The 17,104-nt window shown below is 67.5% G+C and carries 18 protein-coding genes and 1 tRNA gene; 12 read left to right on the plus strand and 7 right to left on the minus strand.

The window, feature by feature from the left end; all coding sequences use genetic code 11:
* Positions 1 to 20 precede the first annotated feature (20 nt).
* The 5 genes from ACTJI6_RS04705 to dxs are packed head-to-tail and all read left to right on the plus strand — an operon-like array spanning position 21 to position 5,624.
* Positions 21 to 1,661 (plus strand): MFS transporter, encoded by a 1,641-nt coding sequence (locus ACTJI6_RS04705; protein WP_126153067.1) that lies wholly within the window; start codon positions 21 to 23, stop codon positions 1,659 to 1,661.
* Complete coding sequence (locus ACTJI6_RS04710; RefSeq protein ID WP_440798293.1) at positions 1,661 to 2,581, plus strand: histone deacetylase family protein; 921 nt, start codon at positions 1,661 to 1,663, stop codon at positions 2,579 to 2,581. The genes ACTJI6_RS04705 and ACTJI6_RS04710 overlap by 1 nt, the downstream gene beginning before the upstream one ends.
* A complete protein-coding gene (locus ACTJI6_RS04715) occupies positions 2,578 to 2,814 on the plus strand; it encodes an exodeoxyribonuclease VII small subunit (RefSeq protein WP_126153065.1) in 237 nt (78 codons plus the stop codon). Before ACTJI6_RS04710 ends, ACTJI6_RS04715 begins: the two co-directional genes overlap by 4 nt.
* Positions 2,814 to 3,674: a polyprenyl synthetase family protein gene (locus tag ACTJI6_RS04720; protein ID WP_440798296.1), complete on the plus strand. Its 861-nt coding sequence runs from the start codon at positions 2,814 to 2,816 to the stop codon at positions 3,672 to 3,674. The genes ACTJI6_RS04715 and ACTJI6_RS04720 overlap by 1 nt, the downstream gene beginning before the upstream one ends.
* 33 nt (positions 3,675 to 3,707) lie before the next feature.
* Complete coding sequence (gene dxs / locus ACTJI6_RS04725) at positions 3,708 to 5,624, plus strand: 1-deoxy-D-xylulose-5-phosphate synthase (protein WP_440798298.1); 1,917 nt, start codon at positions 3,708 to 3,710, stop codon at positions 5,622 to 5,624.
* Positions 5,625 to 5,662: 38 nt separating this feature from the next.
* On the opposite strand, the gene ACTJI6_RS04730 is transcribed toward dxs, so the two are convergent.
* The 3 genes from ACTJI6_RS04730 to clpB all read right to left on the minus strand — a co-directional run bounded on the left by ACTJI6_RS04730 (position 5,663) and on the right by clpB (position 10,224).
* On the minus strand, positions 5,663 to 6,334 hold the full coding sequence (locus ACTJI6_RS04730; protein ID WP_440798300.1) for a hypothetical protein: 672 nt from the start codon (positions 6,332 to 6,334) through the stop codon (positions 5,663 to 5,665).
* A gap of 54 nt (positions 6,335 to 6,388) precedes the next feature.
* Positions 6,389 to 7,444 carry a glycerophosphodiester phosphodiesterase family protein gene (locus ACTJI6_RS04735; RefSeq protein ID WP_440798302.1) on the minus strand — a complete coding sequence of 352 codons (1,056 nt, stop codon included), beginning with the start codon at positions 7,442 to 7,444 and terminating at the stop codon, positions 6,389 to 6,391.
* A gap of 140 nt (positions 7,445 to 7,584) precedes the next feature.
* A complete protein-coding gene (gene clpB, locus ACTJI6_RS04740; protein ID WP_440798304.1) occupies positions 7,585 to 10,224 on the minus strand; it encodes an ATP-dependent chaperone ClpB in 2,640 nt (879 codons plus the stop codon).
* Between the two features lie 156 nt (positions 10,225 to 10,380).
* Here clpB and pyrF point away from each other — a divergent pair, with 156 nt between their 5' ends.
* The gene (gene pyrF / locus ACTJI6_RS04745; protein WP_440798307.1) at positions 10,381 to 11,064 is read left to right on the plus strand and encodes an orotidine-5'-phosphate decarboxylase; all 684 of its coding nucleotides are present in this window, start codon (positions 10,381 to 10,383) and stop codon (positions 11,062 to 11,064) included.
* A gap of 21 nt (positions 11,065 to 11,085) precedes the next feature.
* A complete protein-coding gene (locus tag ACTJI6_RS04750; protein WP_440798309.1) occupies positions 11,086 to 11,805 on the plus strand; it encodes a hypothetical protein in 720 nt (239 codons plus the stop codon).
* On the opposite strand, the gene ACTJI6_RS04755 is transcribed toward ACTJI6_RS04750, so the two are convergent.
* From ACTJI6_RS04755 to ACTJI6_RS04770, 4 genes are read right to left on the minus strand one after another with little or no spacing between them, the layout of a single operon-like run.
* On the minus strand, positions 11,753 to 12,244 hold the full coding sequence (locus ACTJI6_RS04755; RefSeq protein WP_440798311.1) for an NUDIX hydrolase: 492 nt from the start codon (positions 12,242 to 12,244) through the stop codon (positions 11,753 to 11,755). The genes ACTJI6_RS04750 and ACTJI6_RS04755 overlap by 53 nt on opposite strands.
* Complete coding sequence (locus ACTJI6_RS04760) at positions 12,241 to 12,501, minus strand: hypothetical protein (protein WP_126153057.1); 261 nt, start codon at positions 12,499 to 12,501, stop codon at positions 12,241 to 12,243. The genes ACTJI6_RS04755 and ACTJI6_RS04760 overlap by 4 nt, the downstream gene beginning before the upstream one ends.
* Positions 12,498 to 13,355, minus strand: coding sequence for an SPFH domain-containing protein (locus tag ACTJI6_RS04765; protein WP_420899381.1), 858 nt, complete (start codon positions 13,353 to 13,355; stop codon positions 12,498 to 12,500). Before ACTJI6_RS04765 ends, ACTJI6_RS04760 begins: the two co-directional genes overlap by 4 nt.
* A 58-nt stretch (positions 13,356 to 13,413) precedes the next feature.
* Positions 13,414 to 14,280 (minus strand): N-formylglutamate amidohydrolase, encoded by an 867-nt coding sequence (locus tag ACTJI6_RS04770; protein ID WP_440798313.1) that lies wholly within the window; start codon positions 14,278 to 14,280, stop codon positions 13,414 to 13,416.
* A gap of 158 nt (positions 14,281 to 14,438) precedes the next feature.
* Here ACTJI6_RS04770 and ACTJI6_RS04775 point away from each other — a divergent pair.
* The 5 genes from ACTJI6_RS04775 to ACTJI6_RS04795 all read left to right on the plus strand — a co-directional run bounded on the left by ACTJI6_RS04775 (position 14,439) and on the right by ACTJI6_RS04795 (position 17,085).
* Positions 14,439 to 14,513, plus strand: a tRNA-Val gene (locus tag ACTJI6_RS04775).
* A 78-nt stretch (positions 14,514 to 14,591) separates the two neighbouring features.
* Entirely contained in the window at positions 14,592 to 14,717 is a 126-nt protein-coding gene (gene ykgO / locus ACTJI6_RS04780) for a type B 50S ribosomal protein L36 (RefSeq protein WP_042245282.1), read from the plus strand.
* Positions 14,718 to 14,882: 165 nt separating this feature from the next.
* Complete coding sequence (locus ACTJI6_RS04785; RefSeq protein ID WP_440798316.1) at positions 14,883 to 15,857, plus strand: calcium-binding protein; 975 nt, start codon at positions 14,883 to 14,885, stop codon at positions 15,855 to 15,857.
* A 135-nt stretch (positions 15,858 to 15,992) separates the two neighbouring features.
* On the plus strand, positions 15,993 to 16,262 hold the full coding sequence (gene rpsO, locus ACTJI6_RS04790) for a 30S ribosomal protein S15 (protein ID WP_103172335.1): 270 nt from the start codon (positions 15,993 to 15,995) through the stop codon (positions 16,260 to 16,262).
* A 184-nt stretch (positions 16,263 to 16,446) separates the two neighbouring features.
* Complete coding sequence (locus tag ACTJI6_RS04795) at positions 16,447 to 17,085, plus strand: hypothetical protein (RefSeq protein ID WP_440798318.1); 639 nt, start codon at positions 16,447 to 16,449, stop codon at positions 17,083 to 17,085.
* The last annotated feature ends 19 nt before the right edge of the window (positions 17,086 to 17,104 follow it).

Consider the following 17,104-nt stretch of genomic DNA (forward strand, 5'->3'; position numbering starts at 1 on the left):
AGCCCGAAGCGACCGTATCCGTGACCCAGCAGCCGCCGCCACCCCGTCCCTCTGCCCTTGCCCCGTTCCGCCACCGCGACTTCCGCCTGTTGTGGAGCGCGACGCTGGTCTCGAACTTCGGCGGCCTGGTCCAGGCGGTGGGCGCGGCCTGGCTGATGACGCAGCTGACCGACAGCGCCACGCTGATTGCTCTGGTGCAGGCGTCCAACACGCTGCCGATCATGCTGCTGGCGCTGGCCTCGGGCGCGCTGGCCGACATCTTCGACCGCAAGACGATCCTGCTGTTCGCGCAATGCTTCATGGGCATCGTGTCGCTGGTCCTGGCCGTCGTCGCCTGGCAGGGCTGGCTGACGCCCTGGCTGCTGCTGGCCTTCACTTTCCTGATCGGGGCGGGGCAGGCGCTTTATAACCCGCCCTGGCAGGCCAGCATGGGCGATCTGGTGCCGCGCGCCGACCTGCCCGCCGCCGTCACGCTGAACTCGGTCGGCTTCAACCTGATGCGCAGCGTCGGGCCTGCCGCCGGGGGCTTCATCGTCGCGGCTTTCGGCGCGGCGGCGGCCTTTGCGGTCAACGCGCTGTCCTATATCCCGCTTCTGGGCGCGCTGCTGCGCTGGCGTCCCAACATCGCCCCCCGAACCGCGCCGCCCGAGGCGTTCCTGCCCGCTGTCGCCGCCGGGCTGCGCTATGTCTTCCTGTCGCCGAACCTGATGAAGGTGATCGGCCGGGGCGCGCTGTTCGGTTTCGCCGCCGTATCGGTGCTGGCGCTGCTGCCGCTGATCGCCAAGGCCCACCCCGAGGGGGGATCCATGCTGTTCGGCGGATTGCTGGGCTGCTATGGTCTGGGCGCCATCGTCGGCGCGGCGCTGAACCCGCGCATCCGGGCACGCTTCGACAACGAAAACATCGTGCGCATGGCCTTTGCGGGTTTCGCCCTGTCTGCCGTCGTGCTGGGCCAGACCCAGAACGTCTGGCTGCACGCCCTGGCGCTGCTGCCTGCCGGGGCGTCCTGGGTGCTGGCCCTGTCGCTGTTCAACGTGACGGTGCAGCTTTCGACGCCTCGCTGGGTCGTGGCGCGCGCCTTGGCGCTGTATCAGACGGCGACCTTCGGCGGTATGGCGGCGGGATCCTGGATCTGGGGCGCCGTTGCGGGCGCGCATGGCCTGGGCGATGCGCTGACAGCGGCCGGCATCGTGCTGCTGGCGGGGGCGGTGATCGGCTTCTGGTTCAAGGCGCCCGATTTCGGCACCGCCGATCTGGAGCCGCTCAACCGCTTCCGCGAACCGGCGCTGCGGCTGGATCTGCGGGGCCGGTCGGGGCCGATCATGGTGATGGTCGATTACCGGATCGCGCAGAAGGACACGGCCGAATTCCTGCGCCTGATGCAGCTGCGCCGGGGCGTGCGCCGCCGCGACGGCGCGCGCAACTGGGCGCTGCTGCGCGATCTGGAACATCCCGATCTGTGGTCGGAAAGCTATCACATCGCCACCTGGGACGAATACGTCCGCCACAACCTGCGCCGCACCAAGTCGGATGCCGAAATCACCGTCGCCCTGCGCGCCCTGCATCAGGGCGAGGGCGATCCGCTGGTCCACCGCATGATCGAACGCCACAGCGTCGGACCCGAGGACGACCTGCCCCTGATCGGCAAGATGGAGGTCTGATGACCACGGCCCTGTTCACCCATTCCGACGCCGAACGCCACATCACGCCGCCCGGTCATCCCGAACAGGTGGCCCGCCACGCCGCCGTTCTGGACGCGCTTGCCGACCTGCCGCTGGACCGGCGCGAGGCGCCCCGCGCCGACGAGGCCGAGATCCTGCGCTGCCACCCGCAATCCTATCTGGACCGCACCCGCGCCGCTGTGCCGGACGAAGGCTGGCGGATGCTGGACGCGGACACCCATCTGTCGCCCGGCAGCCTGGATGCCGCCCTGCGCGCGGTGGGCGGCGCGGTTGCCGCCGTGGATGCCGTGCTGGTGGGTGAGGCCGCGAATGCTTTCGTCGCCATGCGCCCGCCCGGCCATCACGCCGAACGTGAAAAGCCGATGGGTTTCTGCATCTTCGGCAATGCCGCCATCGCGGCCAAGCGTGCCCTGGACCATCACGGGCTGGACCGGGTGGCGGTGCTGGATTTCGACGTGCATCACGGCAACGGCACGCAGGATCTGCTGTGGGACGAACCCCAGGCCTTCTTTGCGTCCACCCACCAGATGCCTCTCTATCCCGGTACGGGGGCGGCCACGGAACGCGGCGCGCATGGGCAGGTGGTGAACGTGCCGCTGAGGCCCGGATCGGACGGCGCGGCGGGGCAGGCGGCCTGGCGCGACATCTTGGCCCGCTGTCGCGCGTTTGGCCCGCAACTGGTGATCGTCTCGGCCGGGTTTGACGCCCATGCGGCCGACCCCCTGGCGCAACTGAACTGGGATGACAGCGATTTCGCCGCCATCACCCGGATGATCTGCGGCATGGCGGCGGATCTGTCGGCCCCGGTGGTATCCTGCCTGGAAGGTGGCTATGATCTGGCCGCTTTGGGCCGGTCCGTCCGCGCCCATGTCGAAGTGCTGCTGGAGGCCGGAACATGAACGACATCGCGACCATGAGCTTCGAGGAAGCCATGAAAGAGCTGGAGGCCACGGTCGGCAAGCTGGAAACCGGCGACGCGACGCTGGACGAATCCATCCGCCTGTACGAACGCGGCGCCCTGCTGCGCCAGCATTGCGAGAAACGCCTGCGCGAGGCCGAGGACCGGGTGGAAAAGATCACCCTGGCCGCCAATGGCCAGCCCACGGGAACGGAACCGGCCGAGGGGCTGTGATGCAGGACCGGCTGGACGGGGTAAAGGCGCAGGTCCAGGCCGCGCTGGACCGTGCCGTCGGCGCCCTGCCGCCCGGCGAATTGCAAGACGCGATGGCTTATGCCTGCGCGGGAGGCAAGCGGATCCGGGCCTTTCTGGTGATGGAATCCGCCGGCCTGCATGGCATTTCCGACGATGCCGCCCTGCCGGTCGCCGCGGCGGTCGAGGCGCTGCACGCCTATTCCCTGGTCCATGACGACCTGCCCGCGATGGACGACGACGACCTGCGGCGCGGCTTGCCCACGGTGCATGTGAAATGGTCCCAGGCCACCGCGATCCTGGCGGGCGACGCGCTGCAATCGCTGGCCTTCGGGCTGCTGGCCGATCCCGCCATCGGCGATGCGGCCACCCGCCGCCTGGTCGCGGCTTTCGCGCAGGCGGTCGGCGGGGCGGGGATGGTGTGGGGGCAGGCCCTGGACATTGCTGCGGAAACGGCGGCGCAGCCGCTGACGCTGGACCAGATCACCGAATTGCAGGGCGGCAAGACCGGCGCGCTGATCCGCTTTGCTGCCATCGCCGGGCCGCTGATCGCCGATGCCGATCCCGCGCCGCTGGCGGCTTATGCCGATGCGGTGGGGCTTGCCTTTCAGATCGCCGACGACATCCTGGACGTGACCGGCAACGAAGATGTGACCGGCAAGCGCGTCGGCAAGGACGCCCAGGCGGGAAAGGCCACCTTCGTGTCGCTGCTGGGCCTGGACGGCGCGCGGGCAACGGCGGCGCGGCTGGCCGCGGATGCCGATGCCGCCCTGGCGCCCTATGGCGAGGCCGCCGGAAACTTGCGCCGCCTGGCGCGTTTCGTTATCGAGCGCGACACCTGATCGCCCGCCCCTGATGCCTGAGAGGGCCAGCCCATGACCGACCTGACCAAGACGCCGATCCTCGACCGGGTCAAGCTGCCCTCGGATATGAAGACGCTCAGCGATCGGGAACTGCGCCAGCTCGCCGACGAGTTGAGATCCGAGACGATCAGCGCGGTCAGCGTCACCGGGGGGCATCTGGGAGCGGGCCTGGGCGTCGTGGAACTGACCGTGGCGCTGCACGCGGTCTTCGACACGCCGCGCGACAAGATCATCTGGGACGTGGGCCATCAGTGCTATCCCCACAAGATCCTGACCGGGCGGCGCGACCGGATCCGCACCCTGCGCATGGGCGGCGGTCTGGCGGGCTTCACCAAGCGCGCCGAAAGCCCTTATGATCCGTTCGGGGCGGGCCATTCCAGCACCTCGATCAGCGCGGCACTGGGCTTTGCGGTGGCGCGCGATCTGGGCGGCGATCCGGGCGATGCGGTCGCGGTGATCGGCGACGGCGCCATGAGCGCGGGCATGGCCTTCGAGGCGCTGAACAACGCGGGCCATCTGGGCAAGCGGCTGTTCGTGATCCTGAACGACAACGAGATGTCCATCGCCCCGCCGGTGGGCGCGCTGTCGTCATACCTGACCAGCCTTTACAGCCGCGCGCCCTTCCAGGATCTGAAGGCCGCCGCCAAGGGCGCCGTGGGCCTGCTGCCGCCGCCCTTCCAGGAAGGCGCGCGCCGGGCCAAGGAAATGCTGAAGGGCATGACCATCGGCGGCACGCTGTTCGAGGAACTGGGCTTTTCCTATATCGGCCCGGTCGACGGGCACGATCTGGACCAGCTTCTGCCGCTGCTGCGCACGGTGAAATCGCGCGCCACCGGGCCGGTGCTGATCCATGCCGTGACGAAAAAGGGCAAGGGCTATGCCCCGGCCGAAAACGCCGCCGACCGCGGCCATGCCACGGCCAAGTTCGACATGGTGACGGGCGTCCAGGCCAAGGCGAAATCCAACGCCCCCAGCTATACCGCCGTCTTCGCGCGTGCCCTGATCGACGAGGCCGGGCGCGACGACCGGATCGTCGGCATCACCGCCGCGATGCCGGACGGCACCGGATTGAAGCAGTTCGCCGAGCGTTTCCCGCGCCGGACCTTCGACGTGGGCATCGCCGAACAGCACGCCGTGACCTTCGCGGCGGGGCTGGCGGCGGGCGGGATGAAGCCCTTCTGCGCGATCTATTCGACCTTTTTGCAGCGCGGCTATGACCAGGTGGTGCATGACGTGGCGGTCCAGAACCTGCCGGTGCGTTTCGCCATCGACCGCGCCGGGCTGGTGGGCCAGGACGGCCCGACCCATGCCGGGGCCTATGACATCGCCTTTCTGGCGAACCTGCCCGGCATGGTGGTGATGGCCGCCGCCGACGAGGCCGAACTGATGCACATGGTCGCCACCGCCGCCGCCCATGACAGCGGTCCCATCGCCTTCCGCTTTCCGCGCGGCGAGGGCACCGGGATCGAGATGCCGGAACGCGGCCAGGTGCTGGAGATCGGCAAGGGCCGCATCGTCCAGCAGGGCAAGGGCGTCGCCATCCTGTCCTTCGGCACCCGCCTGTCCGAGGCGTTGAAGGCCTCCGAATCCCTGGCGGCGCGCGGGATCACCCCGACTGTCGCGGATGCCCGCTTCGCCAAGCCGCTGGACCGCGACCTGATCCTGCGGCTGGCGGCGGGCCATGACGCGCTGATCACATTGGAGGAAGGCGCGGTGGGCGGCTTCGGCAGCCATGTCGCGCAGCTGCTGGCGGATGAGGGGGTCTTTGACAGCGGATTGCGCTTCCGGTCCATGGTGCTGCCGGATCGGTTCGTCGATCACGACGCGCCCTATGCGATGTATGACACCTCGGCCCTGAACGCCGCCCATATCGAGGCGAAGGTGCTGGAGGTGATGGGCGTCGCGCAACTGGCGGGCAGGACCGCCTGAACGCCGCGCCCCCGGATAGGGGCGCGACCTGTCTGATGTCAGCGGGTCTTGCGGCGGCGCAGCGCGCCCATCCCGACGACGCCAGCGGCCAGTAGCGGCAGCGTCGCGGGCAGGGGAACCGGCGCCGGGGCGGGCATGTCGGTCAGCACGAACGAGGCGTTGTCGATATAGCCGTCATTGTTGGTGCCGCCGCCGACCCGGACCGAATCGATGGCGAAGCGCAGCAGGGCGGTGCCGGTGGGCAGGAAGCCGGTCAGTTCCTGATAGTATTTCCCGCCCGCATAGATGAACAGATCCCAGGGCATCCCGGTGTCGGGATAGATGTCGCGGGTATCCAGCGCGGCAAAACCCATCAGCGTGTTCGCGCTGTCGAAGAAGGACACCGACAGGATCGAATAGTCGCGCTGCCCGTGCCAGCCGAACATGTCGGCCGAGAAGGCATAGCCCAGCCGTCCGGTCTGGGTCTTGGCGCGCTCCTCGGTGCTCAGGGCATAGTCCTGAGAGATGGAATGGGTCGGACCCGCGCCGGGAAAGTAATAGCTGCCGGTGTCGATCCAGGGATCGGCGATCCGGGTGGAATAGCTGCCGGTCCAGCCGGTCGTGTTGTTGTCGAAGGTGCCGTTGACGATGACGCTGGCGGCGGAAACGGGGGCCGCCAGGACGGCCAGGGCAAGCAGCGGCGCGGCGGCGCGCAGGATCGGGTTGAACATGGTATCCTCGTGAAATCGGGAAAAGGGCGGCGGGAGGAGCCGCCCCGATGGGGGTCAGGCCCGGCGGCGGCGGATGCGCAGCGCGGTCAGCGCGCCAAGGCCCGCGGCCATCAGCGGCAGGCCCGCGGGCAGCGGCACCGGCGCCAGGTCAAGCGAATCGACCACCGCGCGGGCATAGTCGGGGTTGTCGGTGATGATGCCGTCCAGGCCCCAGTCCAGCAGATCCTTCAGTTGCGCGAAGGCCATGTCCTGATCGGCGGGGCGGAATGTCCAGCCATAGACGCCGAGGCCCAGGCCATGCGCATAGTCGATCAGTTCCTTGGTGATCGAGCCATAGCTGGCCGCCAGCGTGTCGATATGGCCGGCAACCTGGCTGACCAGCACGCCGTCGATGGTCCACTGGCCGCCCGCCTTGCCGATGCCGCCCAACTGGGCCACGCCCATGTCCACACCGTATTCGCGCAGCAGGTTGCTGTAGGCGAAGACATTGCCGAAATCGAAGGACTGGACCATCGACTTTTCGCGGGTGGTATAGCCCTTGTCGATCAGCGTTTCGATCACCGCGCGGCTGGTCGCCTCGTCATAGGCGTATTTGCCTTCGGTGAGCATCCCGACATTGGTGCCGTTCTTGTCGTTATAGGCGGTCAGCGCGTCCAGCATGTCCGCGAAGCTGGGGATGCGATAGGGATTCGGATCCTGGGGCGCGAAATCGGGATAGGTCCACCGGCCCGAGCCGGTCGGCTCGACCGTGAGGGCCTGCAATTCCTCATAGGTGAAATCCTTGACCGCATAGCCGCCGTTGCGCGGGGCATAGACCGATTCGACATTGGTGGTGCGCGCCAGGCTGGAATCGTGCATCGCCACCAGAACGCCGTCACGGGTCATCATCACGTCGGTCTCGATATAGTCCGCGCCCATCTTGGCCGACAGTTCGTTCCCGCCGATGGTGTTCTCGGGCAGATAGGCCGGGGCGCCGCGATGGGCGATCACGATCGGGGCCTGGCCGTTCAGCGTGGCATAGGGGCTGTCGACCGAAGCCGCCGCGACGGGCAGGGCGAAAAGGGCCGAGGCGCAGACGGCTGCGGCGGCAAACTCTGCAATTCTTTGCATGATCTTGATCCTGAACAACGATTTCGCGCTTTTTCGCGATGCGGTCTGGTATCAGGGCAAGATCACGGAAACGTGGACAGGTCGTGACGGGTTTGTGACTGTTGCATGAAAAGGCCCCGGCGATGCGGGGCCTTTTCGGATCAGTGGACGGTCAGGTCGGGCTTCGGCCCTTCGCCGACCGCGCCCAGCTTGTGGCCAGCGCGGCCGACGCGGTTGCCGACGATCAGCCCGTCCGGCCCGGCGCTGACATGGACGGTCTGGCCGTCCAGAACCTCGCCCGACAGCAGCAGCTCGGCCAGCGGATCCTGCAAGGCGCGCTGGATCACCCGTTTCAGCGGACGCGCGCCGAAGATCGGGTCATAACCCTGGTCGGCCAGCCATTTGCGCGCCCCGTCGTCCAGGTCCAGCGTGATCTTGCGCTGAGCAAGCCGTTTTTCCAGGCGCCGCAGCTGGATCTTGACGATGGCGTCCATATTGGCCCGCGTCAGGCGGCGGAAGATGATGATCTCGTCCAGCCGGTTCAGGAACTCGGGCCGGAAATGCGCCCTGACCGCCTCCATCACCTGGCTGCGCGCATCGCTGGAATCGGCGCCCTCGGGCAGATGCGACAGCGCCTGAGACCCAAGGTTCGAGGTCAGGATGATCAGCGTCTGCTTGAAGTCCACCGTCCGGCCCTGCCCGTCGGTCAGCTGCCCGTCGTCCAGCACCTGCAACAGCACGTTGAACACGTCCGGATGCGCCTTTTCGACCTCGTCGAACAGGATCACCTGATAGGGCCTGCGCCGCACCGCCTCGGTCAGGACGCCGCCCTCGTCATAGCCGACATAGCCCGGAGGCGCGCCGATCAGACGGGCGACCGAGTGCTTCTCCATGAACTCGGACATGTCGATGCGGACCATCGCGCTGTCGTCGTCGAACATGTATTCGGCAAGCGCCTTGGTCAGTTCGGTCTTGCCGACGCCGGTCGGGCCCAGGAACAGGAAGCTGCCCAGCGGACGGTTCTCGTCGTTCAGGCCGGCCCGCGCCCGGCGCACGGCGTTGCTGACGGCGATCACGGCCTCTTGCTGGCCGATCACGCGGGCGCCGATTTCCTCTTCCATCTTCAACAGCTTCTCGCGCTCGCCCTCCAGCATCTTGCTGGTGGGGATGCCGGTCCAGCGCTCGACCACCTCGGCGATCTGTTCGGGGCGGACGGCCTCTTCCACCATCAGCCCGTCGGCGCCGCCGTTCTCGGCCTCGGCCAGCTTCTTCTCCAGGCCGGGGATGATGCCATAGGACAGCTCACCCGCGCGGGCCAGGTTGCCCTCGCGCTTGGCCTGGTCCAGTTCGGCGCGGGCGCGGTCAAGCTGTTCCTTGAGGTTGCGGGAACTTTCCAGCTTGTCGCGTTCGGCCTGCCAGCGGGCGGTCATCTCGGCGCTGCGCTGTTGCAGGTCGGACAGATCCTTTTCCAGCCGTTCCAGACGGTCCTTGCTGGCCGCGTCGTCTTCCTTCTTCAGCGCCTCGGCCTCGATCTGCATTTGCAGGATCTGGCGGTCGAGCTGGTCCAGTTCCTCGGGCTTGCTGTCGACCTCCATGCGCAGGCGGCTGGCGGCTTCGTCCACAAGGTCGATGGCCTTGTCGGGCAGGAAGCGGTCGGTGATGTAGCGGTGACTCAGCGTCGCCGCCGCGACCAAGGCCGCGTCCGAGATGCGGACACCGTGGTGAAGCTCGTACTTCTCCTTGATGCCGCGCAGGATGGAAATCGTATCCTCGACCGTCGGCTCCTCGACCATGACCGGCTGGAACCGCCGGGCCAGGGCCGCGTCCTTTTCGATATACTTGCGGTATTCGTCCAGCGTGGTGGCACCGACGCAATGCAGCTCTCCCCGCGCCAGGGCGGGCTTGATGAGGTTCGCGGCATCCATGGCGCCATCGGTCTTGCCCGCGCCGACCAGCACATGCAATTCGTCGATGAACAGGATGATCTCTCCGGCGGCGTTCTCGATTTCCTTCAGGATGGCCTTCAGGCGTTCCTCGAACTCGCCGCGATACTTGGCTCCGGCGATCAGCGCGCCCATGTCCAGCGCCATCAGCCGCTTGTCGCGCAGGCTTTCGGGCACGTCGCCGTCGACGATGCGCAGGGCCAGCCCCTCGGCGATGGCGGTCTTGCCCACGCCCGGCTCGCCGATCAGCACCGGGTTGTTCTTGGTGCGGCGGGACAGAACCTGCATGGCGCGGCGGATTTCCTCGTCTCGGCCGATGATCGGGTCGATCTTGCCGTCGCGCGCGGCCTGGGTCAGGTCGCGGGCGTATTTCTCCAACGCCTCATAGCTGTCCTCGGCGCTGGCACTGTCTGCGGTGCGGCCCTTGCGGATGTCGTTGATCGCGGCATTCAGCTTTTGCGCGGTGACGCCGCCTGCGGTCAGCGCGTCGCGGGCATTGGTGTTGACCATCGCCAGCGCCATCAGGATCCGCTCGGCCGGGACGAAGCTGTCACCCGCCTTCTTGGCGACCTGCTCGGCCTCGTCCAGCACGCGCACCAGCGACGGATCCACATAGACCTGGTTGTTGCCGCCCTTGACCTTGGGCAGCTTGGCGACGGCCTGATCGACCGCCTGCCTGACGGCGCGCGCGTCGCCGCCGGCCCGCGTGATCAGGTTGGCCGACAGCCCCTGATCGTCATCCATCAATGCCTTCAGCAGATGTTCCGGCACGACCCGCTGGTTTTCCTCGCGGATCGCGATGGTCTGGGCGGCCTGCATGAAGCCGCGCGACCGCTCGGTGAACTTTTCCATGTTCATCGGCACATTCCCCTTTCAATAGCCCCCGTTGCGCGGACGCCCCGAAGGCACGCCCGATCCGGGTCTTCGGATCAAGATTTGGGAAGTTTCGCCGCGCTTTCAAGCGGCTCTGGCCTGTGCCATAACGCCGCGATTTTCCTGCGGATGGGGGCTGTAATGGATGACCGGCTGATCGTGGCACTGGATGTGCCGAACGCTGTTGCGGGGCTGGAGCTTGCCGAACGGCTGGGCGATGCCGTGGGCTTCTACAAGATCGGCCTGGGGATGCTGACCGGCGGCGGGCTGGCGTTGGCGCAGGAACTGAAGGCGGACCACGGCAAGCGCATCTTCCTGGACATGAAGCTGTTCGACATCGGCGCCACGGTGGAAGCCGCCGTGCGCGGGCTGGCGCGGTTCGACCTGGATTTCCTGACCGTGCATGGCGACCCGCATGTGGTCCGCGCCGCCAAGGAGGGCGCGGCAGGATCGGCGCTGAAAATCCTGGGCGTGACGATCCTGACCTCGTTGGAGCGCGCGGATCTGGACGCGGGCATGATCCAGCCGGGCGAGCTGCACGAGATCACCGTGGAACGCGCCGCCCGCGCCTTCGAGGCCGGGGCCGACGGCATCATCTGTTCCCCGCGGGAAGCGGCGGCGATCCGCGCCCTGCCGAACGCGGGGCTGATCGTGACGCCCGGCGTGCGTCCCGCCGGCGCGGCCCTGGGCGACCAGAAGCGGGTAGAGACCCCGGCCAGCGCCATCGGCGCGGGGGCCGATCATATCGTGGTCGGCCGCCCGATCTGGCAGGCCGCCGATCCCCGCGCGGCGGCGCAGGCGATCCTGGCGGAACTGCGGGGCTGACGGGATCAGGAGGGCAACGCGATGGCGGACGATCACGGCATCGGGCAGAAATCGCGCAACGACTTGGTTCTGTCATTCCTGGCGGTCCGGCGGGCCATCGGCGCGCTCGGCTTCTTCCTGCCCGTGGCGCTGCTAGCCTATGGGCTAGCGGTGGGCGAATTGCTGCCCAGCATCTCCTCGGCCTATTACAGCCCGATGCGAGAGGTTTTCGTCGGCAGCCTGATCGCCCAGGCGGTGTTTCTATGGAGCTACGAGGGCTTCCGCCCCGATGCGGGCGACCTGATCACGGACAGGGGCACGGCGCGGGTGGCGGCGGTGGCGATCGCCCTGGTGGCGCTGTCGCCCACCTGCAAGGACGGCTGCGTCCTTCCCGACAACGCAACCTGCACGCTGCTGCAATGCCTGCTGAGACCGCCGCTGGCGTCGCTTGTGCATCTGGGTGCGGCGGCGGTGTTCTTTGGCGCCCTGGCGGTCTATTGCCTGGTGCTGTTCACCAAGGGCACGGTGGACGGGCCGGAAAAGGACGCCTCGAACCGGATCTATCGGCTGTGCGGCTGGACGATCGTGGCCAGCATCGGGTCGATCGGAGTCCTGTTCGCGACCGGGCTGGACGACCGGCTGATCTGGTGGCGCCCGGTCTTCTGGCTGGAAACCATCGCCACCTTCGCCTTTGCCACAAGCTGGATGGTCAAGGGCGACGCGCTGCGCCCGCTGGTGCGGGGCGTGGCGGCGATGCGATAAAGGCGCGGACCAGCTCGCGGAACTGCGGGACCGCGCGGGGATGGGCGGCGAAGTCCGCCAGCGGCATCATCCGCCAGTCCTGCCCCTCGTCGCCGAAACGGATCGCCGCGACTTCGGCCGGGCTCAACTGCCCGGTGAACAGCCACGACCGCCAGCCGGGATGCTGGATCGACGCGAAGGACCGCCCCTCCAGCCGCGCTGGCGGCAGCGCCAAGCCGAATTCCTCGCGCAGTTCGCGCAGCGCGCAATCCAAGGGCGATTCGTCGTCCTCGCGCCCGCCGCCGGGCAGGTCCCAGCAGGCCGGAAACGGCAGCCCCGCCCTGTCGTCGCGCAGATAGGTCAGCAACCGCCCCTCATGGACCAGGATCAGCTTGGCGCCGTGAAAGGGCGCTTCTTCTTTGCCCAAATACCCGGCTGCATCATCCGTCAGCGCCGTCATTCGTTGATGTCGCGGTCCCAGATCCGCTTGTCGCCCCGGCTGGTCGGCCACAACCGCCGGAACAGCAGCCAGGCCGCCGCCGACAGCAGGGCGGTGACGACCAGCGTCGCGGGCAGGCCCGCCGTCCACAGGCCGGTCAGCAGCAGCACCCCCATCAGCCCGACCGAGGCCGCAAGGCCCATGAAGGCCCAGCCCGGCACCAGCAACTCGATTCCCGCCAGCACGAAGGCGGCGATCAGCCACAGCCAGCCGTTCACGACGACGACCGCGCGCGCAGCAGGCTGAAGGCGTCGCCAAAGGCATCCAGCGCGGCGGCGGGCAGCAGCACGACCTGCTTGCCATCGCCCCGGCCGACCTCGGCCAGCGCCTCGACCTGTTTCAGCGCCACCTGATACTGCGCGGCCTCAAGCCCGTTTTTCTGGATCGCCTCTGCGATGGCGGCAGTGGCATAAGCCTCGGCATCGGCCAGGACGCGCTTGGCCTTGGCAAGCTGCTCGGCGGCATACAGATCGCCGTCGGCGGCCAGTTCGACCGCGCGGCGCTTGCCCTCGGCCTCGGTCACCAACGCCCGCCGCGCGCGCTCGGCGTTCAACTGTTGCAGCATGGCGGCGCGGGTCGCCTGGTCCAGGTTCACGTCCAGGATCTCGGCCCGCGTCACCTCGATCCCCCAGTCGTCGACGACATTGGCCAGCGATTCGCGGATCCGGGTGATCAGCGAGGCGCGGTTCGACTGCACCTGGTCCAGCTCCATCGTGCCGATTTCCGACCGCACGATGCCCGCGACGGTGGTGGCGATGGCCGCGTCGATGTCGCGGATGCGGTAGACGGTCTTTTCCGGTTCGATGATGCGATAGAAGACGCTCGTTTCCACCTGCACCAGCACGTTGTCGGCGGTGATGGCGTCCTGGCTGTTGGTCGGCAACTGCCGTTCCAGGACCGAGATGCGATGCGCCACGCGGTCCAGGAAGGGCACCGTCAGGTTGATCCCCGGTCCCAGCACCGAATGCAGGCGGCCGAACCGCTCGACCACGTATTTTTCCGACTGCGGCACGATCCTGACCGCCGACATGACGGCCAGCAGGATCAGGACCGCAAGCACGATCAGGGCCATGTTGCGGCCCAGTGCATCGCCGATCAGGCTTGGCAGGTCGTCCATCCGTTCACTCCTGTCATTCGGCGGCGATGGCCGGGTCCGAGCGGCCGTCGCCTTCCAGGGCGGCCAGCTTGCGAATCACCCGCGCCATCCTGGCGGCGACATCGTCGAACCCGTCATGTGGGGCGATGGTCTTTTCGTCCATATACAGCGCCCTGTCGATTTCCAGCTGCACCACATGGATGTTCTGGCCCGGCCTGCCATAGGCTGAACAGATATAGGCCCCCGCGAAGGGCGAGTTGCGCCGGATCCGCCAGCCCTCGGCCTCGACGGCGGCGACGATGGCGTCGGACACGCGCGCGGCGGCGGACAGGCCGTGGCGGTTGCCCAGCACCATGTCGGGGCGCGGCCCGTGCAGATGGGCCAGGGCGTCGTGCGGCATCGAATGCATGTCGATCAGGATCGCCTGCCCGAACCACGCCCGCGCCTCGGCGATCAGGGCGGTCAGGGCTTGGTGATAGGGCCGCCAATAGGCGTCGATGCGGCGTTCCGCCTCGGCTCGGTCCAGCGGGCGTTCCAGGATGGCGCGGCCCTGCGACACGACCCGAGGGATCACGCCCAGGCCCGCCAGGGTCCGCTGGTTCAGGGGATGGCGGGGGACGCCGCGCACCACCAGGGGGTCGATCTCGTCCGGGGCGCGGTTCAGGTCGACGATGGCGCGGGGCACCTGCGCCCGAATCGTCACCGCGCCGAAGGCGGGGGCGCAGGCGATCAGCCGGTCCACGAAGGCATCCTCGGACGACCGCAGGGTTTCCGGCGGCAGCTTGGTGCCTTCCAGAAACCAGTCGGGGTAGACGCGGCCGGAATGAGGCGACCCGAAAATGACGCCGCTGGCCCATCGGTCGGGCCGGTCAATCAGGACAGGCAGGTCGGTTTCGGTCACGTCAGACCCCGGCGGGCGGTTTCTTCCCGAACCTTTATAGACGATAAGTTTCTTGCTGCGATAGGGCTTGAAACCCCCAGGGCCGGCCTATATAGACACGCGGACCAAAGGCGGTTCGGGATGTTTCCCCAGGGAAGCGGACGGGATGGCCCAAGGACGGGCGGTTAGCTCAGCGGTAGAGCACTACGTTGACATCGTAGTGGCCACTGGTTCGATCCCAGTACCGCCCACCATGTTTTCGCCGCCCCCGGCAACCGTCGGGGGTCTTTCGTTTTCCTTGCGGCTGCGAGCCGCGTGATGGAGAAAAACCGATGAAGGTTCGCAATTCGCTCCGCTCGCTGAAAAGCCGGCACCGCGACTGCCAGGTGGTCCGCCGCAAGGGCCGCATCTATGTGATCAACAAGACCAACCGCCGCTTCAAGGCCCGCCAGGGCTGATCGGCGCGATCACCGCGAAAAACGAAACGAACCCGCCCGTTCCGGCGGGTTTTTTCTTGCCGCGTGATCTATTTGTCGCGTGGCTAACCCTTTCTAAACAAACCATTTGGTTAATGATGCCTCAAGGTTGTATTATTGGATTGTAACGATCTTTAAGGTGGTGTCATGTTCGTGCTTGCCGGTCTGATGGCACTTGCAGCGGCCGGGGCTGCCCTGGATCTGTCCGGCAGCCGCGACGGGGACGATGACGACACCGACGATCTGGCTCCAAGGCTTGGTCCCGTCGATCCGGGAGAGGTCGGGAATGTCAGTTCGGACAGGACCGAACAGGGCGGCGACGGCTTCATATGGCCGATCCCTGCGGATCCCGCGGAACCATTGCCGGAACCCGAGCCTGCCTTGCCCGAGTCCGAACCCATTGCGCCGTCGCCGGGCGCGCCGCTGGGCGACGATCTGATCGACGGCAGCGATGGCGACGACGACCTCCAGGGCGGCTTCGGCAACGACACGATCCATGCCGGTGCGGGGAACGACTGGGTCCAGGGCGACGGTGACTTCGGTGCGGCGGGCGCGGATGAGATCCGTGGCGGCGCGGGTCATGATTCGCTGGCAGGGCAGGGCGGTGACGACATCGTCTGGGGGGATGAGGGCGACGACACCCTGTTGGGGGGCGAAGGCGGCGACACGCTGTTCGGGGGCGCGGGCAATGACTGGCTTTCGGGCAATGACGGCGACGATGTGCTGGTCTCGGGCGGTGGCGGCGACGATCTGGACGGTGGGCGGGGCGATGACCTGCTGACCGGCGACGACGATCCCCAGGTCACTTGGCTGCATGGCGGCGAAGGCGACGACACGCTGATGCCCGGTTCTGGCGATTTCGCCGAGGGCAACCAGGGCGCGGATGATTTCGTTGTCAGGCACGGCAGCACCGATCTGCCGGTGATCGCCGATTTCGACGCGCGCGAGGATCAGATCATCCTGCATCTGCCCGAAAGCCTGGCGCAGGATGCCAGGGTCGATCTGACCGAAGACCCGGACGGCACGGTCCTGGTGACGGTGAACGGCGACCCGATCGCCCGGATGCTGCATGGCGGTGGCCTGGCCGTCGCGGATATCGTGATCGTCAGGCTTCCGGGGTAACTTGCCCCTTTCCTTGGCCGCGCTTTCCCTGTATGGGCGCGCATCCGGCCCGATGCTTCGGGCGGACCCTCCACGGGCCAGTGCTGGACGACATCCCGGCCTGCGCCATAACCCTGTTCCGAAAAGGAGACCCCGATGTCGATCACCGTTGAAGAAAAAGCCCGCGTCATCAAGGAATTCGGCACCGCCGCCGGCGACACCGGCTCGCCCGAGGTGCAGGTCGCGATCCTGTCCTCGCGCATTGCCACCCTGACCGAGCATTTCAAGACCCACAAGAAAGACAACCACTCGCGCCGTGGTCTGCTGATGATGGTCGCGCAGCGCCGCAAGCTGCTGGACTATCTGAAGAAGAAGGACGAAGCCCGCTATACCGACCTGATCGGCAAGTTGGGCCTGCGCCGCTGATTGGGCCTGCGCCGCTGATCGCAGCCCGACCGGACAAGCAGGCGCCCGCGATCCCGTCGCGGGCGTCTTGCATGTCAGGGCCCCGCGAACTGACTAACGTTTCGTTAAAATTCAAAGGGCTATTTCGTGGATTCCCGTTCGACCGCCTCTAAAATCGGGGCGTTATCAACGAGGAACCGCGGACATGGTACTTGGTACTCTGAACCCGATCTTGAAGCCCCTTCTGAACCTGGCGATCCCAGCGGCAACGCCTGCTCCCGCCTCGACGCCGACCCCCGCCACAACGACATCGACCGTGGCCGTGGTCCAGGCCGCCGCCGCGTCCCAGCAGGCGGTCCAGCAGGCCGCAGAAACGCCGCCGGTGGCGTCGGCCTCGCAGTCAAGCCCCGCCGTGGCGCAGACCGAGGGCGTCAAGTTCGACCTTTCTGACAAGGCGTTGCAACTGGTCGAGGCTTCCGCCGCGACCCAATCCACGGCCCCGCAAGCCCCTGCGGCCCAAGCCTCGGTCGCTGCGACGGCACCGGCACCTGGGTCGGTCTGGGCGTTCCGCCCGGCGGCGGCTTCGGTTCCTGCAAGGACCGAACCCGTGGCGTCCGTGTCTGAAACAGCCGCCGACCAACCCGCCGAGACCGCCGACCCGACCGAGGAGGATCGCGCCCGCGCCTGGGCCATTCGCGGGATGGAGCGCGAACAGCTGCTGAGCCTGGTCGCTACCCTGAAGGTCACGCCCAAGGCCGACCCGGCCCAGAAGGAAGTGGCCGAACATGCCGCCGCGCAGCCCAGCGTCCAGGCCGCTCCGGCAAGCCAGCGGGGTGCCGCGTAACGCTTGGTCCGCACGGAAC

Source organism: Paracoccus sp. 22332, from assembly GCF_052045125.1.
In the GTDB taxonomy this organism is placed as follows: Bacteria; Pseudomonadota; Alphaproteobacteria; order Rhodobacterales; family Rhodobacteraceae; genus Paracoccus; species Paracoccus haematequi_A.